This window comes from Streptomyces tatrensis (genome assembly GCF_049310065.1).
Taxonomy (GTDB): Bacteria; Actinomycetota; Actinomycetes; order Streptomycetales; family Streptomycetaceae; genus Streptomyces.
Genome location: NZ_JBMDLB010000007.1, coordinates 2,092,651 through 2,112,393, shown reverse-complemented (window position 1 = coordinate 2,112,393; position 19,743 = coordinate 2,092,651). Strand labels below are relative to the sequence as shown.

Below are 19,743 nucleotides of genomic sequence, written 5' to 3'. Positions count from 1 at the left end.
CGTTGTGAGTCGAACCATCGAGTTGCGTGATGTCAGCAAGAGATACGAGAGGGACTCCTATGCCGTCGACGGTGTCTCCCTCACCGTTGAGCCAGGAGAGTTCCTGGTCCTGTTGGGGCCTTCGGGCTGCGGCAAGTCGACCGTCCTGCGGATGATCGCGGGACTGGAGGACATCACCGAGGGCGGGCTGTACCTGGACGGCGAGTACGCCAACCACGTGCCGCCGAGCGAGCGGGACATCGCGATGGTGTTCCAGAGCTTCGCGCTGTATCCGAACATGACGGGCCGGGCCAACATCGGTTTCCCGCTGAAGCTGCGCGATCCCCGCGGGGATCACGAGCCGCAGGTGGAGGCCACGGCCCGGATGCTGGGCATCGAGGACCTCCTCGACCGTTTCCCCGGGCAGCTTTCGGGTGGTGAGCGGCAGCGGGTGGCGATGGGCCGGGCCATCTCCCGTCGGCCGTCGGTGTTCCTGATGGACGAGCCGCTCTCCAGCCTGGACTCGAAGCTGCGCGGCCACCTGCGGGCCGAGATCGCCCGGCTGACCGCCGAGCTGGGTGTCACCACGGTCTACGTGACGCACGATCAGTCCGAGGCCATGTCCCTCGGCCACCGGGTGGCGGTCATGCGGGGCGGCGTCCTGCAGCAGGTCAGCTCACCCCGGGACACCTACGCCCTGCCGGCGAACGTGTTCGTGGCCGCTTTCATTGGGACACCCCGCATCAGCCTGCTCCAGGCCGTGGTCCACGCGCCGCTGGACGCGGCGATGTCGGTCGATCTGGGACGGCACCGGCTCACCCTTCCCCAGCCCCTCAGCACCGACCACCAACTACTCCGAATCCAGCAGGGACGCCCGATCATCATCGGCCTGCGGTCGGAGGCGGTCAGGATCGCCCCGCCGAGCCAGGCACGACCGGGCGAGGTGGCGATCACGGGCATCGTCGAGCACGTCGAGTACCAGGGGCACGAAGCGCTGGTACACGTGGATACGGGCTCGCGCCCCGCGGTGGTGGCGGATCTGGAGTCGGCGCGGCACCCGGCTGCTCCCGGGCGCAGCAGCCTCAGGCGGCAGCGGGGCGGCCTCGGCCGGCTCAGGAACCGGGCCGTGGAACGGCTGTCCGGGGCGGTGGCGCTCCTGGAAGCGCCGCCGGAATCCGCCCCGGGGACCGATGCGAACGTCGGTCCGGCACCACGAGGGCCGGTGCGCAGCGACCTCGTCGTGCGCACGGGTCCGCAGGTCCGGATACGCGTCGGGGCCCAGATTCCACTGCTGGTGGATCTGGGCCAGCTGTACGTGTTCGATCACTCCGGCCGGCGGATCTGCCCGTCTCCTGACGAGCTTCCTTCCCTGGACGTGTAGTCCGGTCCGTACCCGCGAGGGCAACCCGCGCCCCGGGCGCAGAGCAAGGAGCCGTTCCGGTCGGCGTGAGGCTTCCCCAAGGCCGGGTAGTTAACGTTTCCGCGGGTTACGCAAGGTGGTGGTGGTCCTTGTTGGGGCGGCGGCCGCGTGGCGCCGGTGCGAACCCTCTTGATCAGCATCGGGAGGTGCTGGTCAAGACGTTGCCGATCCGACGCGGGGACGGTTTTCCCGAGCGGTTGAGGCCGACCTGGGGTGCCTGGGATCCCTTCTGCGATTTCGAGATCATGTGGGGCGAGATGGGCCGCATGCTGGAACGGACGGTTCCGCCTGGCGACGGGCGGTAGGAGCCCGGCGTTGACCGGTCCGCAGGCGGTGTCCCGCAGCGGGCGGAACACGGCGGGGTCGGCCAGCAGCCCCTTGGAGTCGACGGACGCGAAGAGGCGGCCCATCACGGTGAGGGGACTGGAGCCGGTACGGGCGGCGCGCTCGACGGTCGCGGCGGAGTCCAAGGACAGTCCCAGGGTGGCCGGGTCCGCCTGCTCCGTACGGTCGCCGATCCTCAGGGCGACGGGTGCCGAGGCCGCCGGGCCGAGCTCCCGGTCGGGCTTCTGCCGGTGGCGGCCGGCCGAGCCGGCCCGCCTCGCCAGGACTGCCGTCGAGGCTGTCTTGACGGGGCGGATCCGGACTGTCCACGCCGATGCGAGGGGGCCTACAGAGTCCCGCGGATCACCTGTGAGCTGGTTCTCCGGACTCCTGCTGGTGCCTTGTTTGCCCAGCCGGAGGTGGGCAAACAAGCGTCACAGCGCTGCACATACCGCCCACTGTGCACGTAACGCACACCGGCAGCCTGTCTAATTTGCGCCATACGGGCACCTGACCTGCGGTTTTCTTTGACCTGTTTTTGATAGACCGTATTTCGATGACCCACCACGTGGAGTGCGTGGCGATCCTGGAGCGGGTCGCGAAAGGCTCCTGACCTGCAGGTTTGTTGGTGCGCATTATGTGCGTTGTGGGCGTTACGGGCGATGTCTTGACGCTGAAATGACGCTCGTGACGCTCATTTGACGCTCGCCGGGCTTGATTCCTGACGGCGTGTCAGCAGTGAAACGCCGCCCTTCGGGCCGGGCCACGCGCCTGCTCGGGAGGCGGCTTTCTGCGTGCGGTGGCAGGCCGGGTGCCGACTCTGTCCGGGCGTTGCCGAGCTCTTCCCGCGCACACGCTCTGTAGTGGAGCGCCGTTGCTGGTGAGAGCGTGAGGTGGGTGCATGCACCGCTGGTCCCCGTTGAACGACCGTCAGCGAGAGCTCCTGCGGCGGCTGGATGGCGGCGAGAAGCCTGGCGTGGCGTCGGCTGAACGGCTGTCCGCGTACGCGTTGCGAGGCCGAGGGCTGCTGGTCGTCGTACGCAGCGGCGGGGCGGTGCGGACCGAGGTCGCCGAGGCCGGGAAGTTCTACCTGGAGCACGGTCACCATCCGGAGGATCCGCGGCACGCCGCCGCGCTCCAGGAGACCGACAAGAAGACTCCTGTGCCGCACGCGGAATGGCCTGGGGCCCGGGTGCGGCACGCCAGGGCGGCGGCCGATGGGCCGGCAAAGGCGCCGACCATCCCCGTGCCCGCCCAACTACGCACCCTGCACCCGGTGGTGGCTGCTCTCAAGGAAGACCCGTTCCGGCCCGCCGTGCCCGCGGCTGTTCGGAGCAGGGCTCTGCGCCTGCTCCAGGCTCTGTGCGCGGAAGCGGTGAAGCGCGGCCATGCGGTGCGGGAGCACCCGGTGGCGGAGCACTACCGGAGTCGGCCCTATTCGTCCCGTGGTGCGTCCATCCCCTCCCGTAACTCCCGGCGTGAGGGCGAGCTGGACCTGGGCGTCGGCGGCTTCACGTACACGGTGACGATCAAGCAGCTCGAGTGGGCCCGCGCCTACGTACGCTCCCTGGACCCGCTGCGGGCACTTCCCGGCATGCCGGTGACCCGCGATCCCGAGTCCGAGGAGCTGAAGCCGTACCTGAGCGGCTGGAACCCGCGTGGCCCGGAAACGCACGACTACTCCTGGCGGAATTGATTCACTGCTCGGTCTGTGAGGGTGCGGGGGACGGCTGGCGCCCCGCACCCGAATAGCCCGTGTCTCTTTTACGGTCCTGGCTCAGTGCCCGCACTGGGCAGATCACCAGGTCGTGGCGACTGAGCGGAGCCCGGCCCAAGTGTCACCTTCGCGGGCGTAGTCCATGGTGAAGTGCAGCCGCCAGTTCGCGCGCGTTCCGTACACCGTCGCATCCGTGACGATCCGGCCGACGAGGCCGGCCGTGTCGCCGTTGACATCGACAGTCACGTCCTTCTCCTCGACGTTGTGGCGACGACACCGTGCTGCGCCAGATCCAGACCGCCCTCGACATCGAGGAGGTCCGCCTCTCCCGCCGCGAGGCAGCCGAATGACCCGCCTGCCAGGACTGGGACTGGGGCGACGCTGGCAGGCGCGCGCGGCGGGGGTCGGCTGCGGCCTCAGGTGTGGAGGCGGCTGTTGGGGCCCTCCCGGTCGCCTGCGCTCTCGTCGTTGAACCAGTAGTCGCCGGCTGCCAGATAGCGGAAGGAGTGCGTGGTCTTGGCCGGCAGCGTCACGGTGACCGCCCTCTTACCGTCCTTGCGCGGCGTGAGGGTGTGAGCGCCAGGCTGCCACTCGTTGAAGTCCCCGACCACGCTGACCGGCCCTGGTGGGGTGTCGGCGGGAAGGATGAAGGTGACCTCGGTGGTGTCCTTGCGAAGCGTGCGCTCGAGCATGGCAGGGCTCCTGTCGGTCGGGGTGAAGGGGCTGTGCGGGCTCATCCTCACGCCGGGGAGGGGTGTCCGCCTGCCGACACGACGGGCTGGGATCGCGACGTACTCACCACGCACGGTGACCCAAATAGTGCGGTTGGTGACGTTTCGTGCCAGCGTTGTCGTGGGAATCCCCCGATCGACCTTCAAGGGAGTCACCGTCATGGGCGGTATGCAGGACAAGCATCAGCAGCCGGGCAAGGGCCGCGAGGAGCAAGAACGAGAGCGCAGCGGCCAGGACCCGCAGCATCGACAGCCCGGCAAGCCCTCCCCGGAACATAAGGGCAGGGAGTCCGAGCGCAAGGGCAAGGGCAAGGAGTCCGAGTCCAAGGGCCAGGAGTCCTCTCGACAGCCTGCTGACGACGTCGTGCCGGACCGGGACCGCATGCCCGACGAGATCTGACACCGCGCCCCCACACAGCAGGGCCCGGCCGGTCCACAGTCACCCCGGCCGGGCCTTGCCATGTCCAGTGACGATCACGGCGCAAGCGCCTTCCGCAGCGAGGCGCGGGAACAAGGACCAACCATGGCCTGTCACGCAGGACCGCCGCCTTGGCGGCACCGCGGGTGGGTCGTGGACTACATGTGGGGTTGGCCGTAGTAGCGGGCGAACTGTTCCAGGTAGCTGGGCTCGCCCGAGTGTTTGGCCTCGTCGAACTCGGGCGCGTTCTTGATCTGCTCTTTGGTCCGGTCGACGTACACCTTCTCTTCGACGGTGTCGATCCGGCGGATGGTGCCTGCGGGGAGCAGTACGTGCTTGCCGAAGATCCAGGCCCCGGTGTCCACGACAAGGTAGGAAGCTGCCACGTCCTCGGAATGCTTGTCGATCTTTCCGATCTGGCCGTCCGTCGCCTCGACCTTGTACCCGATCAGGTCGATCCCCGGCTGGTGTCCGACGTCCTGTCCATAGCCCCAGATCCCTGCCTCACTCATCGCTCTCGCCCCGCTTCTCCTCGCCCTCGTGACTCTTCGGGCCCACCCAGCGCCGATGCCCCGTCACGGGGTTCGGTACAGGTTCGGGCCTGTCGAGGCGGCTTGCCTCGTCCGTGTCGGCCGCAGCCGTACGCTCGTCGCCGCTGCGCTCGGTGGGCGGACTGGTCCTTCGTGAGCCGTGCCCGTCGTGCGGAGGTACGCCTCCGGCGCCACCTTGCTCGTCCATGACGGCCTCCTCGAGTTCATCGGATTCCCTTTGTGGCGGCTGCCCGTCCTCGGTTGGTCAGGTACTGAGCAGGCGGTCGAAGAAGGACCGGTACTGGCGCAGGGCCAGGCGCAGGTCTTCGGTGGCGACCTCCTCGCCTCGGTGCCATTGGCCTTCGAGTCCCTGCTTGTGGTCGGCGAATGTGGTGGCGAGCAGTTGCATCACCTCGGCAACGAGCCCGTCTGCGGCAAGCACCGACTGCTTCGGGTCATCGACGAACCCCTGTTGGATCTCCTGCCACCGGGTACGGAGGCCCTCTGCCTCCTGGGCCCCGAGGAGCGGCGCGGAATCGGGCTCCTGGGTCGACTCGTTCCGTTCGCCGGGCACGGCGTCCGGCTCGTCTTCAGCCTCGTCCGTGATTCTGGTCCTGGGTTCTGCCCCCTCGGTGTCGGGGAGTGCCAGCGCTTCAGCGTCGGCAGGCTGCTGCGATGCCTCCGTCTGGGGCCGGGCGATGTCCTCGGTGGACAGGGTCTCTCCGGCGGGCTCGGCGTACTCGTCGCTCCCGTATGGTCTCTCTGCATGTCCTTCGCCTCCAGGGGTGGTGAACAGCCGCGCTCGGATGCTCGGCACTCAGCGGGTTTCCTCACCCGGTGAAGCGGTGTCGTCGTGCAGCAGTTCCTCGAACAGCGCGCGGTAATGGACCATCGCGCTCCGCAGTTCCTCCGTCGTGGTGTCCCTGCTGCCGGCACGCCCGTTGATCTCGTGGGCGATGCGGTAGTGGTCCAACGTCCGGGAGTGATCGACCGAGAGGTCCCGCTTCTGCTGCTCGTAGCTCTCGGTCGGGTAGCCGCGCTCGCTCATGAGCGTGGTCACGAGCCGGTCGGCCTCACCCACGGCCTGGTCGGGACTGTCGAGTAAGTGGTGGCCGGTCCGTCGCTTCGGGCACCGGTCGGGTACCGGCGGGCGGGTCAGTGGGCTGGACGCCGGCGGTGGAGTACCGATCTCACGGCGAGGTAGAGCACGTCGGCGATGAGGAGCAGTACGCCGGCGGAGACCAGGTACAGCATGCCTTCGGTGGTCGAGCCGATGATGATCAGCACGATCGCGGCGGTCAGCAGGAGGTAGAAGAGGGTCATGGCGTGAACGCCTCGGTTCGCAGGTTCGCGGGTTCGCGTGCCCGAGGCGCGGTACGGACGTGACGGCCGTCGTGTACGCGTCCTCGGCGCCGGGTCGTGCGGGACGGGCTGTCGGCTACCAGTAGTGCCGTCGTCCGCCGACCTTGTGTCCGACGGATCCCAGGATCCACAGGATGATGCCGACGACGACCAGGATGATCCCGATGGTCGACAGGATGGCGAAGCCGACCACGTAGCCGATGACCAGCAGGATGATGCCGAGGACGATCATGATGTCCGCCGATCTCACGGGGTGATGACAAGGCCCCTGTTTCCAGGGTAGATCCGCCCTCTGGCTGTGGCTTCCCGGGCAGGACAGTCCTACCGTGGAGAGACAGCGAGCAGATCGATCTCTGGAGCGCGCCATGCTCGTCATCCTCGGACTCGTCCTCCTGATTGCCGCGCTGGTCGTAGGTGTGGCCGGCGTTGTTACCAACGACGGCGGCGCCCACGAGCTGACCGGCGGATTCTCCGTTTTCGGCTACGAGGTCACCGGCTCCACCGGCACGCTGTTCCTCTACGGCATCGTCGTCGGGGCCGTCGCCCTGCTCGGGCTGAGCCTTCTCCTGGCCGGTGCCAGCCGTACCTCTCGCCGCGGCCACGACGCACGCCCCGGACGCACGACGCGCCGCGAGACAGTCGCTGCCGGCCCCGGCCAGGGGCGCGAGGACGTCGTCGACCAGCGCGGCATCGCCCGCCCGCAGACGACGCGTGCGCGAGGGCCCAACCCGGATGGCGAGCGCCGGAGGGGGCTGAACCCGTTCAAGCACCGACCGGAACCCCGGTAGCCCGCCACATACGGCGCACGACTTACGAAGGGTGGCCAGCGATGGGTCGGGCGCCGTTCGGGTCGGTCCGGCACACGGAGGTGCCAGGTATGGCCATCAAGAAGGGTGCCGCCCAGGCCAAGGCCCAAGGGCAGCGCGTCGCCGACAGTCGCGCCTTGGAGGTCATGTCTAGGGTCGGGCTCTCCGCCCGGGGAGTGATCTACGTACTGGTGGGGCTCCTGGCAGTGCAGATCGGTTTCGGCGGAAGCAGCGGCAAGGAAGCCGACCGGTCGGGCGCAGTGAGGACCATCGGCGAGCAGCCGTTCGGCCGGGCATTGCTGTGGGCGCTGGTGGTGGGGCTGGCGGCGATGGCACTGTGGCGGCTGTCCGAAGCCGCCTTCGGACAGGCAGGGGAAGGCGGTGGTAAGTGGATCCGACGCCTGGGCTCGCTCGGGCTGGCGGTTTTCTACACCGTGATCAGTATCGGCGTGGTCCAGACCGCGCTGGTCGGCGGGTCTCCCGGGAGCCGCGGCGGCAACGAGACGTCGAAGGAGTACACCGCGAGGGTGCTGAACTGGCCGGCCGGGCGGGTGCTCGTCGGCGTGGTCGGAGCCGTCCTGGTCATCGTGGGCGTGGTGATCGTGGTGCGCAGCCTGATGCGGAAATTCGAGGAGAACCTCCGGACGGGCGAGATGAGCCCGCCGACGCGGCGGATCGTCGCAGGCCTCGGAATCGTCGGCGGCGTGGCGTGCGGCGTGGTCGCCGCAATGGCAGGCCTGTTCGTCCTGCTGGCCGCGGTGCGGTTCGACGCCGGCCGGGCCAAGGGCCTGGACGAGACGCTGCGTTCGTTCGCCGACACACCTGCCGGCCCCGTGCTGCTGATCGCCGCCGCGGTGGGCCTCTTGGTGTTCGGCCTCTACTCGTTCTGCGAAGCCCGCTGGCGCAAAGCCGCTGAGCATGACGCTCCAGCAGAGCTGCCGAGGCCGACCGGGGATCCTGGATCGGGGACGCGCCGAAGTGTGCCCTGACAACGGGATCTCGTCCGGTGCCCCACGCCGACTGTCCCCGTTGGGACGCTTGCGCAGCGTGATCCGCCGTACGCGGGCCGGGCGCCGGTGGGGGCGGATCAGTGAAATCGACCTGTGGCAGCTTTCGTTGGGGTTCGCGGCGCTCGGATTCCTGACCCTGGTGCCACTGCTGATCGTGGTGTCCGCGGCGGATACGGCGGGCGGGCGGGGGTTCGCGCAGTGGCTCGGGGACGGGCTCGGCGTATCGACCGCCGCCAGGACGGAGATCGAGCATCTGTTCGCCCTGCCGGGGGAGGCGTGGCGGACCACGACGGCGTTCGGCCTCGCCGTACTCGCGGTGTTCGGTCTGTCTTTCGGCACCTTGGTGCAGAGCGGCTACGAGAAGATCTGGGACCTGCCCCCGGCCCGCTGGTGGGCCAGGTGGCGCCACGTACTGTGGCTCGCCGTCCTCATCGGAATCCTCTTCCTGTCCGCGATCACACCGCTGTGGCGCGAATCCCCGGCCCGCGGTGTCGTCACGGTACTGAGCGGCACCCTGTTCTTCTGGTGGTCCCAACGACTGCTGCTCGGCGGCCGCGTCCATTGGGTCGCCCTGCTGCCCGGAGCTGTGGCCACCATGCTCGGGCTGCTCGGACTCAGGATCTTCTCCCGGCTCGTGTTCTCACCACTGATCGCATCCAGCGCCGTCACCTACGGCCCCTTCGGAACCGTCCTCGTCATCCAGACCTGGCTCGTCGGCGTAGGCGTCGTCGTCTTCGGCGGCGCGCTCGCCGGCCGACTGCTCCACGAAGAGCTCCCACGAGCGGCAGGTGCGCTGGAACGGCGAATGTGAGGCCCGGATCTCTGCCCGTGGGAGGCTTCGCCTGAGCACAACCCTGGTCATCCCTGGACGAGCGCCCGCTGCGGGGACCAGGCACCGGGCTCCACAGCCCATCCTCCATGCCTTCACCCAGTTGCGCCGCCGCAGGGGGCACGCCGCTTGCGAACGGAGAGTCCGGATCCGTCCATGACGGCATACCTCTGTCAGCTGCCGCCACCCAGGGCACGCCGAAGCTGTTCCTTGTTCATCTTCGACCGCCCTTCAATGTGGCGGTGCTTGGCCTCTTCGTAGAGCTGGTCGTACGTACGACCCTGCGCGCCACTGTGTGATCGGCGGCCACCCCGTTCGCCGGAAGACATGTCCTCCAACGACAGGCGACTCGCCGTCTTTGACTCACCCGCTCGCGCCCGTTCCTTGTTGACCGTCCGGGCTGCGATCTCTTTGGCCTTCTCCTCGCTCTCACCACGCTGTTCAGCACCTTCCTTGATGTGTTCGTACTGACGTTCCCGTTTGGGGCTGGATCCACGCGGCATGACGTTCCCTTCCTATTCCATGGCGCGGCTACCCTCCGGGCTCACGGCTGAGTGCGCGACGAGCCTGTCAGGCAGTGGCGGTCTCGGCGGCGAGACCGTCCACCACCTCTCGTAGCAGGCCGTGGCGGCGGAAGGTCGCGCGCTGACGGACGGCGCCGGTGCCGGAGGCACTCAGCCGCCGGAGCAGCTCGTCCACGAGAGGCAGGTCACCAACGGCTTCGAGGCCAGGCGCTGCCCGTGTGAGCAGAAGTTCAACCAATCGGGGGGCAGGCTGCCGACTCCCGGTTTCCGGGTCCAGTCCGTCGCCTTGCATGCCGTATTCGGCGGCCATTCGGTGCGCTAGACGGAGCTGCCGTGCGGGCACGTCAGGTGCAGGGCGCCCCTCCTCGACCGCCGGCAGCATCGCCGTCGCGAGCCCGCGAGCCCGCGGGTCAGTGCGGCCAGCAGGACCACGGCGTCCAGATCGGCGTTCACATCGGCGATGCGGATCTCCAGCGTCGGCACGTGTTCGGAAGGCCGGGCGTACCAATAGATCATCCGTCGGTCCATCAGGATCCCGGCTGCGACCAAGGCATCGGCAAAGTCTTCATAGGCAGCCTCGTCCAGGACCGGGGCCGGCCCAACGGTGGGCCAACGCGCATGTTCGACGGCCCGCCAGCTCGCATAGCCAGTGTCCCTCCCGTGCGCGAAGGGCGAGTTGGAGGCCAGCGCTTGCAAGACGGGCAGCCAAGGCCGCATGTGGTTCGCGAGCCCCAGTGCCTGCGCCCGGGTCACCGTTCCCACGTGGACATGGCAGCCGCAGAGCACCCCGTCGAGCTTGCCGATGATGGCCGCGAATCGCGCGGCCATCTGTCGGTAGCGCTCGTTGTCGGTGACCGTCAGAGGGCGATCAGGCGGCACGACGGGGGTACCCGAGGCGATCAGCAGACACCCCGCGTCGCCCGCCGCCTCGCCCAGCACCCGCCGCATCCGGGCCAGCTCGGCCCGCAAGACTGCACTGCTGTCTGTCGGCTGGGTGCAGATTTCCACCTGCGCGGTGTAGAACTCCGCCTTCACCTGCTCGCCAACCCCCGCAGACCGCGGCACACCGGCAGCAACAGTTGCCGGAGAAATCGTGGGCATGGGACTCGACCTCTCTCGAGCGATGCCGAGGTCTGTTCGCCGGACCGGGCCCAAACCCACCGGGACCTGGAGATACACCGTGGGCGGTCGCCATACACGGCCGCCCGCAAGTATCGGCCCCCTGCCAGTCAGTTCAGCGCTTGGACTTCTGCAGGTCGTCAGCGGCTCTCGCCACCATTTCCTGGGCCTTGCCGGTCATACGCTCGGCGGCGCCTTCCGCCTCCATGCGCTTGTCATCCAGGGCGTCTCCGGCGCTTTCCTTGATCTTGCCCTTGACCTGTTTTGCCTTTGCCCTTGCCTTGCCCATGACGATCACATCCTTCCGTGAGGATGAGTCGTGGACCTGCACGGACCTACCATCGACACCAGCGCGACCGGGCGCTCCCGCTCGCACCCCGCGGGCCGTCTACCAGTAATGCCGGCACCCGCCGACCCCACGACCGACAATCTCAGGTAGGTGCATCCCCGGCTGGCGGCTTGCCGGAGATGCACGGGTTTCCGAGCCTGAGACCCCCGACGGCAAGCCCACGGCTCGGCGAGACCGATGGCTGTACGGCAGCGGCTGATCCGCAAGCCGACGTTGATGGGCGATCCTGCCTGACGCTCCGCCGTACGAGGACTGGGTGGTCGGCATCGACGCGTGTCGGCTGAGCACGGGCCGGCCGCCAGGAGTCCCACGTGCTCAGGCCGGGTGCCCGGGCGAGAGGTCCTTAACGTCACTGAACCGGATGAGCGGCGGCCTTGCGGGTCCGGGCGGGCTCTGCGCGACGGGCGCGAGCAGGAAGCCGACGTGGTCTCCGCCTCCGCCTTCGATGAGGCCTTCCACGCGGCCGACGAACCAAGCGCAGCAGTCCGCGAGTACCGGTGTCGCGCCTTCTCCGAGCCACCAGGCCACCTGGGCGAATTTGTCGACATCATCGCCGGTCTGGCCGCCGAAGAGCTCTGCCGTCTGCCTCTGCTCACGTCGCAGTGCGTGGACCGCCAGATGGGAGGCACGGCATGCGATGCGGTACGTGCGGTTGGCCGTGGAGATCCACACCATGAAACGGGGTGGGTCGATCGAGCTCTGCGTGGCGAATCCCACCAGGCAGCCGGCCTGCTCGCCATCGGCCGCTGCCGTCACGACGTACATCGGGTAATCGAGCACTTCCGTGAAACCGTCCAGTCCGGCCACGATCAACTCCTCGGGCGTGGAGGCGGCAGGGGGCTGCGGAGGGCGGAGTGGCCCGACCTCCAGGCCTCGCGGATGTGGGCGGTGAGCTGATCTTCCAGCAGGACCGTCGCCGCGCAGCCGAAGGCGATGTCCGCCTCCAGTGCGGGCTCGTCGGCGAGCAGCCCGCCGATGACCTCATGCCGTACGACTTGTTCGTGGACGGCGTCGGCCTCGACGTGCTCGGCGTAGAAGTGTTCTGCGGCCGGCCCCGCTCCACAGCGCTGCATGGCCTTGGCGAGCCTGCGGGAGCCGGGTGAGGAGGTCACCTCCACACAGGCGAAGTGACCGACCAGCGCACCGCGCAAGGCCCGGTGCAGGCCGAAGAGGGACATCAGGTTGACGGTGGCGAGCAGGGGGGCGGGGGCGTGGTCGAGGTAGTGGCCGTATGCGGGGTCCAGGCCGAGGTCTGCCATGAGGTCCGCGAAGAGCTGGGCGTGGATGCGGTCGGGGTGGCCGGCGCCGAACTCGTCGTACTCGATGGCCACCATCGCGGCCTTGGCCCGGCCGGTCAGCCGCGGGATGACCCAGGCGTGCGGGTCTGCCTCCTTGAGGTGGTAGAGGGAGCGCAGGGCCGCGTACTCGCGCAGCTGCCAGAGCTCACCGTCGGTTTCCAGGAGATGGCTGACGCTGCCGGTCAGATCGAGCGGCTCGACGAGGAGCGGAGCGAAGGCCTCCTCCACGGATCGGGGCGCACCGGCGAGTGCGCTGCGCAGCGCATGCAGGAACCGGGTTTCCAGCGCCTGTCGCAGCCGGAGCAGGTCCGGATCCCATTCGCGTTCGTCGTCGACGCCCTCGAAGCCGCGGTAGTGGAGTTCGTACAGCAGGTACAGCGCGAGCTGTACGTCTTCTCCCCAGGGGTCGGCCCTCAGCACGCTTCCCGCGGCGTGGGCGGCCGGCCGGCCGGTCCGCAGTGCCGCCTGCACGGCGTCCGACAGCTCGCCGCGCCCCGCGACAAGGCGGGGTCCGGCAGCGGTCGCCGTGGCGTTCGTGCTGGGCAGGGTCATCGAAGGCTCCTGTCCTCGGAGGGGGCGCAGCAGCTCAGTCGCGCGCGCGGTGGCTGGTGTCGCACCAGGGGTATGCGCGGCTGCGGCGGCACATGCACACCGCGACCATGAACCGGTCTGACCGGGCGACCGTCCCGTCGTCCAGGATGATCTCCACCGGGCCCTCGATGAGGACCGGGCCCTGAGCGTCGATGGTCACGCGGCGGGCCTGGCGGAACGTTGCAGAAGAGGGTGCGGTGATTGGAATGGGCTCGTTGTCAGATGTTCTCGGCACGGATGATCACCAGCTCTTCGCGCTCGTCGTCGTCCGTCAGGCCCTGGTCCTGCAGCCAGGCCCGACGGGCACGCAGTACCGGACCCCACGGGACGGAGGTCCGCGCCGCCACCCGGGCGGTCAGTCCGGCCGCTTCCAGCTGGGCCAGGGTGGCCTCGGGCCCGCACATTCCAGAGTGCACCATCAGCAGGATTCCGCCCGGGCGCAGCAGGGCGGGGGCGGAGGCGCAGATGCGGTCGATGACCGCGCGCCCGTCGGGGCCGGCGTCCCAGGCGCGGGCGGCTCCGCGCGACGGCGGCCGGGCTTGCGCCGAGGGTACGTAGGGCGGGTTGGTGAGGATGATGTCGAAGCGCAGGCCCTGCGTCCGGGTCGCGAAATCTCCGTGCAGGACCCGCAGCGGCAGGCCCTGCCGGAAGGCGTTCAGGCGTGCAACGACTACTGCGGGCAAGGAGACGTCGACGGCTGTGACCCGGGCCCCGGTACGTGCCGCGGACAGCGCGAGAGCACCCGTTCCGGTGCCGATGTCCAGAACCTCGGTATCCGGGTCCATCCCCTCGTGGGAGAGAGCCTGCGCGAGGAGCAAAGTGTCAGTCTGCGGGCGATATACGCCCGGCAGCGCAATCAGCCGCGCAGGAAGTGCTCCCAAGGTTATGGCCGTGCTGGGCACCATCAAGCCTCCGGAGTCAGTGGGTCCGCAAGGGCGGATCCAGTAGCGGATCGACAAGGGGCGACTGCCCAGGACCGGGATTCCTATCCCGGATCCGCCGATCTTCTCCGGATCAGCCGGAATGAGGTGCCTCACGCCTGATGTCGCGCTCGCGCATAACGCCTCGCTCGTCCTGGGCGAACCGGTAGTTACCAGCGGCCCGGCATCGGGAAGGGCCGCCTTCGATATGCGTGCCGCTCTTTAGGCGGATGAGCGCACTCCCCCGAGGGCATGCAGGTGCCCTCGGAGTCGCCCGTCTGCTTGTGATGAGAGAAATCCTTGTCCAGGACCGCTTCATTGTCGCGCCCGGCCGGACCGTCCGCTGCTCGGCGCGGCTGCGCACCGTACGCCGACGGCCCGGGTCTTCGCGGACGGCGGGTGCCTGGGTAGGGCTGTGTGCTGCCGCCGACAACAGATCGTTTCAACGGCGGGAAAACGCCATGGGCCCGGCCCTGCTACCGGCTTTCCCGTCCGTCCGGACATCGCCCGGTCGATCTCGACGACCCAGAGTTCCTCGTTGAAGGGCCGGTTGTGGTACTGCTGCTGAAGATCGCCGAGGTGTTCAGGGGTGCAGGCGGTCAGCAGGCGGTAGCCGTCCTGTTCCGGCTCGACGGGGTGGGCGAAAGAGGAGTTGCGGACGCGTCCGTAGATGCTGGTGCCTGGCTCGATGGCCTGGTGGCAGAAGTCGCAGACGTCCGGGAGCGATGGGTCCCGGGGCAGGGGTGCGTCGTCCATCAGGCGTTCCTCCATTCGGATTCGGCGATCGTCGAGCGGCAGCGCCGGTGCCCTTCTGGATGAGAGTGCTCCGCAAAGGCGGCACGGTCCGCAATGGCCGCGCCGGCATGCTCTAAGGACCTGGCCGGGTGGATCGGAGTCCCCCTGGAACATCACCCCTGGTGGGGCTGCCGTTCTGGTTCAGGCGACTGGGGGGGGTGGGGGGAGACCACCGTGAACAGCGCACCCTCGGGATCACTCAAAGTGATCGAGCGGTCGGCGATCGTGGTATGAACGGGTGAGATGACCCTCCCACCGTGCCGCTCGGCGGTCTCGATCGCGATCTCCAGATCGGGTACCTGGAAGTGCACGTGCCAGCGGGGCCGCACCTCGGGGTCGACGTCCGCTTCGAGGGTTCCTCCGGTGATCCGCGCGACGGTGTCGTAGCCATGGCGTAGCACCACGTAGTCGTGTTCGTAGGAAACTTCGCAGCAGCCCGGAAGTTCACAGGCCCAGTCGAGGACCTCGCCGTAGAAGATGGCGGCGGCGAAGGCGTCGCGGGTCCGCAGCTCCAGCCATGCGGGAGCCGTTCCACGGCCCACGGTCCAGTCGGGGACCACCTCCCCCTGCCAGAAGCCGAAGACGGCACCGTCGGGGTCCGCCGCCATAGCGGCACGACCCGTGCCGAAGGAGAGCGGGCCGACCGCCATGGTGGCACCGCGTTCCAGGACCCGTGCCGCAGTCACGTCAGCGTCATCGACGGCGAAGTACGGCGTCCAGGCCACCGGAACCGCCAAGCGCCCCGCCAGCGCACCGATGCCTGCAACCGGCGCTCCCTCATCGAAGGCGACGGAGAATCCCTCCCCGAGCCGGGTGCGGCGAAAATCCCAGCCCATCACGGCACCGTAGAACCGTTGGGCGGAGGAAAGGTCTCTGGCCATCAGGCTGATCCAGCACGGTGCACCGAACACCTCATGACTGGACGTCGACACAACCACCAACCTCATCCGCAGCTCGCCCGTGACTGGAGGGCCCACGGTAGCGCCGGCCGGATAGAGAAGTGCGCCAGGCGCGGCCGCTACACAAGTGGACGGGCATCCGCGCATTCCGCCGAGCCCAATCCGGAAGGAAAACCGCCGTACATGTCGTAGGGATCTGCGGGAGGAACAGCACTCCGCCGAGCCCGTCATTCTTCCGCGGCCGAGCACTCGAGTACGCCAGTATCGGCTAAAGCGGGGCCGGGCGTCGGCCTGTGAGGACCAGGACCGGTCTCCGTCAGGGAATGCGCAGGGCGAGCATGACGACGTCGTCTCCGGGGGCCGGGTCGGCGAGCCGGTTGCCGATCCGGCGCAGTAGTTCGGGCAGAGGCTTGCCCCCGTGGCGCACGAGCAGGGCGGCAAGTTGCGCGATGGCGGCGTCGATGTCGTGACCGCGGCGCTCGATGAGCCCGTCGGTGTAGAGCAGCAGGGTCGCGCCCGCGGGCAGTTCGCGCCGGTGCTCGGTGCGGCGGACAGCGCCGAGGGCCTCGTGGAGAAGGACATCGTGTTCCTCCAAGGAGGTCACACTGCCGTCGGAGAACCGTAGGAGCGGCGGTGGGTGGCCGGCGTTGGACCAGGTCAGGGTCCAGGAGGTACCGCCCACGACGGGGTCGAGGCGGCCATGGACCAAGGTGCCGCTGGCATCGATGGGAAGGACCGAGCACGCCGCGTCCAGGGCGGTCAGAACAGCGGCGGGGCTGTACGGGGGATGGTCGAGGGTTGACTGGCGCAGCATGCTGCGGACCTGGCCCATCACCGTCGCGGCATGCATGTCGTGCCCGGTGATGTCGCCCACCGTGACCATGAGGGAGGCGGCCTCGCCGGCTGAGGCGGGAGGAAGCTGGTAGGCGTCGTACCAGTCACCGCCGATCATGTGGTCGTCAGCGGCCGCCTGGTACAGGGCGCTGATCTCCACGTGGTCGGTGAGGGGGAGGTCGGTGAGCATGGCGGCCTGGAGCTCCCGGGCGACGGAGATGCGTTCGTCCAGGTACTGGGCGCGCTCGACGGCCTGCGCGATGTAGCCGGACGCCGCTGTGAGCGTGGCACGCTCGGTGATGCTCAGCTCGTGCCGCTTGGCCCAGCAGATGGCGAGTACGCCCAGCAGGGTGCGGCTGCCCCAAAGGGGCAGGCACAGCACGGTGGTGAAGCCCATGCGGTCGAAGTAGCCGACTGCTTCCGGGCTGTAGTCGGCGACGAGTGCATCGCGGTCCGGTACGAACACCGTGCGGCGTTCCCGCATGGCCCGGGCGCTCGGGAACGCCGAGTCCGCGGGCAGGATGAGGATCTCGTGCTCCACCGAGCGCGCGTCGTCCGGATCGGGGATCCAGTGCAGCCCCTCCTCGTCGGCGACGAGCAGGCCGACGTACGAGGGCTTGCCGACGCCGCCGAACAGGTCTCGCAGCCGTCGCCGTACGTCCTCCAGCCCGGACGTCTGGGCCAGCTCCTCCGAGGCCCTTAGCAGCAACTCGGCGTGGTCCAGGCCGACCTGGGCCTCGCGCTCCAGTCGCTCCGCCTCGGTCCGGGCACGCTCGGCGGCGGCCCGGGCGGTCTCCAGCACCTTCTGAGCGGAGCGGTACTGCGCCGAAAGGACCCGCAGGCGCAGTTCGGCGGAGCAGGCCGCGGCCAGATCCTCCAGGTCGGCCAGCTCATCCCCGCCCCAGGTCCGGGGCTCGTGGTCGATGCCGCAGAGGGAGCCCAGGACGAGCCCGTCGTTGTCGGTCAGCGGCATTCCGGCGTATGCGATGACGCCCAGATCCGCGATCGCCGGGCTGGTGCGCAGCCGTTCGTCGGTCCGTGCGTCGGGCACGATCAGCGGCTGCCCGGAGGCCACCACGTACCGGCAGAGCGAATGGGACAGCGGCAGTGTCCGGCTCGTCGCCCAGGGCTCGGGCAAGCCGATCAGGCCGGGCAGGATCTGCCGGTGTTCCTCGACCAGCGAAACGAAGGCCACCGGCACGCGGAGCAGCCGTGAGACCAGCCGGGCGAATCGGTCCATTCCGGTATCTGAGGCCGCCGAAAGACCGGCCAGCCGCAAGGCCCGCCGCTGTGCGGCGCCCGGGTCCGCTCCGGTTTCCCGGCCCCGCTCCGCCATCTGCCCTCCGGTTCCACTGTCCGAAGCCTTCCCCGACAGCATCGTAGGACGGCCGGGGGTGTACGGCTGTTCGTGCGCGGGCCGACGGTCACGGAGCTTCTGCCTTCGGAGCTTGCCGGTGATGCCCCGACACCCCGGCGCGGGTGAGATGCGAGGTCATGTACGCACCCGCACCATAACCGTGGAGACGGCTCCCGCCTCCGGTATAGGGCGGACTTCTTATGGCCATCCGCCATCAGCTGATTCGGCGTCCCCCGTACGCGGTGTGGACCGTACTCGCCGATGCGACCCGGTACGGGGAGTGGGTCGTGGGGCCTTCCGAGTCGACACCACTCGAGTGCGACCGGGGCGCCCCACCGCGCCGCCATCACCGGTGGCTGACCCAGTCACGCCAGCAGGTTCACGGCGTGCTGGAACAGGCCGGGTAAGCGGGCCGCAGCGGGGGTGATCAGGGGCGCCAGCCGGGGCTGGTTCCGGGCCCACAGCAGGGACCTCGTCAGCAGCCGGTAGTTGCGGGACAGCCGGAGCCATGCGCGTTCGTAGGCCTGAGGCCGGCCTTCGCGTAGGCAGCGCACGAGTTCGGCGGCGGCCGTCAGGGCGAGGGTGAGGCCCTCGCCCGTCAGAGCGTCGACGTACCCGGCGGCGTCGCCCACGAACAGGACCCGTCCGGCCACCCGGGAGCGGGCCTGCTGGCGGAGCGGACCCGCACCTCGGACCGGCGTCCGGCCCGCCGTACCGAGCCGGGACAGCAACAGCGGGAATCGGGCCAGCTGGAAGTCGTACGGGAGCCGTTCGCAGGTCAGGACGGCGATGCCGACCTGGCGCGGGCCCAGCGGAGTGACGTACGCCTCGCAGCCGGCGGACCAGTGCACCTCCACCAGGTCGCTCCACGGCTCGACGGAGTAGTGGCGCCGCAGTCCGTACCGCGGCGGCTGCCGCCCGGCGCTCGGCGGTTCGTCCAGGCCTAGTGCTCGCCGGGTCGGCGAGTGCAGTCCGTCCGCTGCCACGAGGTAGCGGGCGGCCATACCGTCCGCCGTGACGTACTCGTCGTACTGGCTCACTTGGTGAACGCGGCGGCGGATGACCGGGATGCCGAGTTCAGCGGCCCGGGCGGAGAGCGCCTCGTGCAGCATGGTGCGGCGCGCGCCGAGGCCGTGGCCCGCCCGGAACACGGCTTCGGCGCGCCGTTCGCCGGCGGCGTCCACGTAGCGGATGCCGCGCAGAGGCCAGCCCGGCACCTCCACGCCCAGGGCGTCCAAGGCGCGCACCGCGCCTGGCATCAGACCCTCTCCGCAGGCTTTGTCGATAGGCGCAGGACGCGGTTCGGCGACCACGACGTCGAACCCGGCGAGCGCTCCGTGGATCGCGGCGGCCAGGCCCGCCGGGCCGCCGCCCACGACGAGCAGGTCGATCACGGGGCCGCGCCTGGGGCGGGGAGGGAGCGTACGGGCGCCAGCGCGTCGTCCTCGCAACGGATGCGTACGGTCAGCAGGGCGGCGTTCAGGACTGTGAAGCCCAGGGCGGTCACCCAGGCGGTGTGCACCAGGGGAAGGGCCATGCCCTCGACGGCGACGGCCAGGTAGTTGGGGTGACGCAGGTACCGGTAGGGGCCGTGGGTGATCAGCGGAAGGCCGGGGACGATCAGCACGCGGGTGTTCCAGCGGGGGCCCAGGGCGCTGATGCACCACCACCGCAGCCCCTGGGAGGCCAGTACGAGGACCAGCGCGGGCCAGCCGAGCAGGGGCAGGAAGGGCCGGTCGGCCGCCCAGGGCTCCACGAGGCAGCCGAGCAGCAGGGCCGTGTGCAGGGCGACCATCGCCGGATAGTGCACGGCTCCGTATTCGAGGCCGCCCCGGGTCCGGCTCCAGGCACCGTTGCGGCGCGCCACGGCGAGTTCCGCGAACCGTTCGGCGATGACCAGCAGGATCAGCAGGGTGTATGGCGTCATGGTG

General features: G+C 69.3%; 27 protein-coding genes. 7 read left to right on the top strand and 20 right to left on the bottom strand.

The window, feature by feature from the left end; genetic code table 11:
• Window positions 1–4 precede the first annotated feature (4 nt).
• From ACODT5_RS12975 to ACODT5_RS12965, 3 genes are all read left to right on the top strand, one after another.
• Window positions 5–1,360, top strand: coding sequence for an ABC transporter ATP-binding protein (locus ACODT5_RS12975; protein WP_422519320.1), 1,356 nt, complete (start codon window positions 5–7; stop codon window positions 1,358–1,360).
• Window positions 1,361–1,545: 185 nt separating this feature from the next.
• Complete coding sequence (locus ACODT5_RS12970) at window positions 1,546–1,704, top strand: hypothetical protein (protein ID WP_422519319.1); 159 nt, start codon at window positions 1,546–1,548, stop codon at window positions 1,702–1,704.
• Window positions 1,705–2,624: 920 nt separating this feature from the next.
• Window positions 2,625–3,419 carry a hypothetical protein gene (locus ACODT5_RS12965; protein WP_422519318.1) on the top strand — a complete coding sequence of 265 codons (795 nt, stop codon included), beginning with the start codon at window positions 2,625–2,627 and terminating at the stop codon, window positions 3,417–3,419.
• 102 nt (window positions 3,420–3,521) lie between these two features.
• Here the strand turns inward: ACODT5_RS12965 and ACODT5_RS12960 are convergent, their stop codons facing one another.
• Together ACODT5_RS12960 and ACODT5_RS12955 are read right to left on the bottom strand one after the other, a co-directional pair.
• Entirely contained in the window at window positions 3,522–3,686 is a 165-nt protein-coding gene (locus tag ACODT5_RS12960) for a nuclear transport factor 2 family protein (protein ID WP_422519317.1), read from the bottom strand.
• A 170-nt stretch (window positions 3,687–3,856) separates the two neighbouring features.
• On the bottom strand, window positions 3,857–4,132 hold the full coding sequence (locus ACODT5_RS12955) for an isoamylase early set domain-containing protein (RefSeq protein WP_266886098.1): 276 nt from the start codon (window positions 4,130–4,132) through the stop codon (window positions 3,857–3,859).
• A 199-nt stretch (window positions 4,133–4,331) separates the two neighbouring features.
• Here ACODT5_RS12955 and ACODT5_RS12950 point away from each other — a divergent pair, with 199 nt between their 5' ends.
• Window positions 4,332–4,571: a hypothetical protein gene (locus tag ACODT5_RS12950; protein WP_422519316.1), complete on the top strand. Its 240-nt coding sequence runs from the start codon at window positions 4,332–4,334 to the stop codon at window positions 4,569–4,571.
• 176 nt (window positions 4,572–4,747) lie between these two features.
• Here the strand turns inward: ACODT5_RS12950 and ACODT5_RS12945 are convergent, their stop codons facing one another.
• The 5 genes from ACODT5_RS12945 to ACODT5_RS12925 form a co-directional block, all read right to left on the bottom strand.
• Window positions 4,748–5,101, bottom strand: a complete 354-nt coding sequence (locus tag ACODT5_RS12945) for a PRC-barrel domain-containing protein (protein WP_422519315.1) — start codon at window positions 5,099–5,101, stop codon at window positions 4,748–4,750.
• Between the two features lie 283 nt (window positions 5,102–5,384).
• Window positions 5,385–5,936, bottom strand: coding sequence for a hypothetical protein (locus ACODT5_RS12940; RefSeq protein WP_422519314.1), 552 nt, complete (start codon window positions 5,934–5,936; stop codon window positions 5,385–5,387).
• Entirely contained in the window at window positions 5,937–6,200 is a 264-nt protein-coding gene (locus ACODT5_RS12935; protein WP_422519313.1) for a hypothetical protein, read from the bottom strand.
• 74 nt (window positions 6,201–6,274) lie between these two features.
• Window positions 6,275–6,442 carry a hypothetical protein gene (locus ACODT5_RS12930; protein ID WP_422519312.1) on the bottom strand — a complete coding sequence of 56 codons (168 nt, stop codon included), beginning with the start codon at window positions 6,440–6,442 and terminating at the stop codon, window positions 6,275–6,277.
• A 115-nt stretch (window positions 6,443–6,557) separates the two neighbouring features.
• Window positions 6,558–6,713, bottom strand: coding sequence for a DUF6131 family protein (locus tag ACODT5_RS12925; RefSeq protein WP_330294842.1), 156 nt, complete (start codon window positions 6,711–6,713; stop codon window positions 6,558–6,560).
• Between the two features lie 94 nt (window positions 6,714–6,807).
• On the opposite strand from ACODT5_RS12925, the gene ACODT5_RS12920 reads away from it, so the two are divergent.
• The 3 genes from ACODT5_RS12920 (at window position 6,808) to ACODT5_RS12910 (ending at window position 9,108) form a co-directional block, all read left to right on the top strand.
• A complete protein-coding gene (locus ACODT5_RS12920) occupies window positions 6,808–7,269 on the top strand; it encodes a hypothetical protein (protein ID WP_422519311.1) in 462 nt (153 codons plus the stop codon).
• Window positions 7,270–7,358: 89 nt separating this feature from the next.
• On the top strand, window positions 7,359–8,276 hold the full coding sequence (locus ACODT5_RS12915; protein WP_422519310.1) for a DUF1206 domain-containing protein: 918 nt from the start codon (window positions 7,359–7,361) through the stop codon (window positions 8,274–8,276).
• A 49-nt stretch (window positions 8,277–8,325) separates the two neighbouring features.
• Window positions 8,326–9,108 (top strand): YhjD/YihY/BrkB family envelope integrity protein, encoded by a 783-nt coding sequence (locus tag ACODT5_RS12910; RefSeq protein WP_422519309.1) that lies wholly within the window; start codon window positions 8,326–8,328, stop codon window positions 9,106–9,108.
• Between the two features lie 191 nt (window positions 9,109–9,299).
• Here ACODT5_RS12910 and ACODT5_RS12905 read toward each other — a convergent pair whose 3' ends face one another.
• From ACODT5_RS12905 to ACODT5_RS12845, 13 genes are all read right to left on the bottom strand, one after another.
• Window positions 9,300–9,629, bottom strand: coding sequence for a plasmid stabilization protein (locus ACODT5_RS12905; protein WP_422519308.1), 330 nt, complete (start codon window positions 9,627–9,629; stop codon window positions 9,300–9,302).
• Window positions 9,630–9,696: 67 nt separating this feature from the next.
• A complete protein-coding gene (locus tag ACODT5_RS12900) occupies window positions 9,697–9,825 on the bottom strand; it encodes a hypothetical protein (protein ID WP_422519307.1) in 129 nt (42 codons plus the stop codon).
• A gap of 143 nt (window positions 9,826–9,968) precedes the next feature.
• The gene (locus ACODT5_RS12895) at window positions 9,969–10,751 is read right to left on the bottom strand and encodes a carboxylate-amine ligase (RefSeq protein ID WP_422519306.1); all 783 of its coding nucleotides are present in this window, start codon (window positions 10,749–10,751) and stop codon (window positions 9,969–9,971) included.
• A gap of 133 nt (window positions 10,752–10,884) precedes the next feature.
• Entirely contained in the window at window positions 10,885–11,100 is a 216-nt protein-coding gene (locus tag ACODT5_RS12890) for a CsbD family protein (RefSeq protein ID WP_422519305.1), read from the bottom strand.
• Window positions 11,101–11,433: 333 nt separating this feature from the next.
• Window positions 11,434–11,925 (bottom strand): flavin reductase family protein, encoded by a 492-nt coding sequence (locus ACODT5_RS12885; protein WP_422519304.1) that lies wholly within the window; start codon window positions 11,923–11,925, stop codon window positions 11,434–11,436.
• Between the two features lie 2 nt (window positions 11,926–11,927).
• Window positions 11,928–12,968 carry an iron-containing redox enzyme family protein gene (locus ACODT5_RS12880; protein ID WP_422519303.1) on the bottom strand — a complete coding sequence of 347 codons (1,041 nt, stop codon included), beginning with the start codon at window positions 12,966–12,968 and terminating at the stop codon, window positions 11,928–11,930.
• Window positions 12,969–13,002: 34 nt separating this feature from the next.
• Window positions 13,003–13,209, bottom strand: a complete 207-nt coding sequence (locus ACODT5_RS12875; protein WP_422519643.1) for a CDGSH iron-sulfur domain-containing protein — start codon at window positions 13,207–13,209, stop codon at window positions 13,003–13,005.
• Window positions 13,210–13,225: 16 nt separating this feature from the next.
• Complete coding sequence (locus ACODT5_RS12870; protein WP_422519302.1) at window positions 13,226–13,912, bottom strand: HemK2/MTQ2 family protein methyltransferase; 687 nt, start codon at window positions 13,910–13,912, stop codon at window positions 13,226–13,228.
• Window positions 13,913–14,242: 330 nt separating this feature from the next.
• Complete coding sequence (locus ACODT5_RS12865; RefSeq protein ID WP_422519301.1) at window positions 14,243–14,683, bottom strand: hypothetical protein; 441 nt, start codon at window positions 14,681–14,683, stop codon at window positions 14,243–14,245.
• Window positions 14,684–14,835: 152 nt separating this feature from the next.
• The gene (locus ACODT5_RS12860) at window positions 14,836–15,603 is read right to left on the bottom strand and encodes a VOC family protein (protein ID WP_422519300.1); all 768 of its coding nucleotides are present in this window, start codon (window positions 15,601–15,603) and stop codon (window positions 14,836–14,838) included.
• Window positions 15,604–15,937: 334 nt separating this feature from the next.
• Window positions 15,938–17,695 (bottom strand): SpoIIE family protein phosphatase, encoded by a 1,758-nt coding sequence (locus ACODT5_RS12855; RefSeq protein ID WP_422519299.1) that lies wholly within the window; start codon window positions 17,693–17,695, stop codon window positions 15,938–15,940.
• Window positions 17,696–18,177: 482 nt separating this feature from the next.
• Window positions 18,178–19,206 (bottom strand): NAD(P)/FAD-dependent oxidoreductase, encoded by a 1,029-nt coding sequence (locus tag ACODT5_RS12850; RefSeq protein WP_422519298.1) that lies wholly within the window; start codon window positions 19,204–19,206, stop codon window positions 18,178–18,180.
• A complete protein-coding gene (locus ACODT5_RS12845) occupies window positions 19,203–19,739 on the bottom strand; it encodes an isoprenylcysteine carboxyl methyltransferase family protein (RefSeq protein WP_422519297.1) in 537 nt (178 codons plus the stop codon). The genes ACODT5_RS12850 and ACODT5_RS12845 overlap by 4 nt, the downstream gene beginning before the upstream one ends.
• Window positions 19,740–19,743: the final 4 nt, after the last annotated feature.

Coding starts and splice junctions, on each gene's coding strand:
- ACODT5_RS12965 (WP_422519318.1), top strand. CDS start 2,625: ATGCACCGCTGGTCCCCGTTGAACGACCGTCAGCGAGAGCTCCTGCGG.
- ACODT5_RS12955 (WP_266886098.1), bottom strand. CDS start 4,132: ATGCTCGAGCGCACGCTTCGCAAGGACACCACCGAGGTCACCTTCATC.
- ACODT5_RS12950 (WP_422519316.1), top strand. CDS start 4,332: ATGGGCGGTATGCAGGACAAGCATCAGCAGCCGGGCAAGGGCCGCGAG.
- ACODT5_RS12945 (WP_422519315.1), bottom strand. CDS start 5,101: ATGAGTGAGGCAGGGATCTGGGGCTATGGACAGGACGTCGGACACCAG.
- ACODT5_RS12930 (WP_422519312.1), bottom strand. CDS start 6,442: ATGACCCTCTTCTACCTCCTGCTGACCGCCGCGATCGTGCTGATCATC.
- ACODT5_RS12925 (WP_330294842.1), bottom strand. CDS start 6,713: ATGATCGTCCTCGGCATCATCCTGCTGGTCATCGGCTACGTGGTCGGC.
- ACODT5_RS12915 (WP_422519310.1), top strand. CDS start 7,359: ATGGCCATCAAGAAGGGTGCCGCCCAGGCCAAGGCCCAAGGGCAGCGC.
- ACODT5_RS12905 (WP_422519308.1), bottom strand. CDS start 9,629: ATGCCGCGTGGATCCAGCCCCAAACGGGAACGTCAGTACGAACACATC.
- ACODT5_RS12895 (WP_422519306.1), bottom strand. CDS start 10,751: ATGCCCACGATTTCTCCGGCAACTGTTGCTGCCGGTGTGCCGCGGTCT.
- ACODT5_RS12880 (WP_422519303.1), bottom strand. CDS start 12,968: ATGACCCTGCCCAGCACGAACGCCACGGCGACCGCTGCCGGACCCCGC.
- ACODT5_RS12870 (WP_422519302.1), bottom strand. CDS start 13,912: ATGGTGCCCAGCACGGCCATAACCTTGGGAGCACTTCCTGCGCGGCTG.
- ACODT5_RS12865 (WP_422519301.1), bottom strand. CDS start 14,683: ATGGACGACGCACCCCTGCCCCGGGACCCATCGCTCCCGGACGTCTGC.
- ACODT5_RS12860 (WP_422519300.1), bottom strand. CDS start 15,603: ATGGCCAGAGACCTTTCCTCCGCCCAACGGTTCTACGGTGCCGTGATG.
- ACODT5_RS12855 (WP_422519299.1), bottom strand. CDS start 17,695: ATGGACCGATTCGCCCGGCTGGTCTCACGGCTGCTCCGCGTGCCGGTG.
- ACODT5_RS12845 (WP_422519297.1), bottom strand. CDS start 19,739: ATGACGCCATACACCCTGCTGATCCTGCTGGTCATCGCCGAACGGTTC.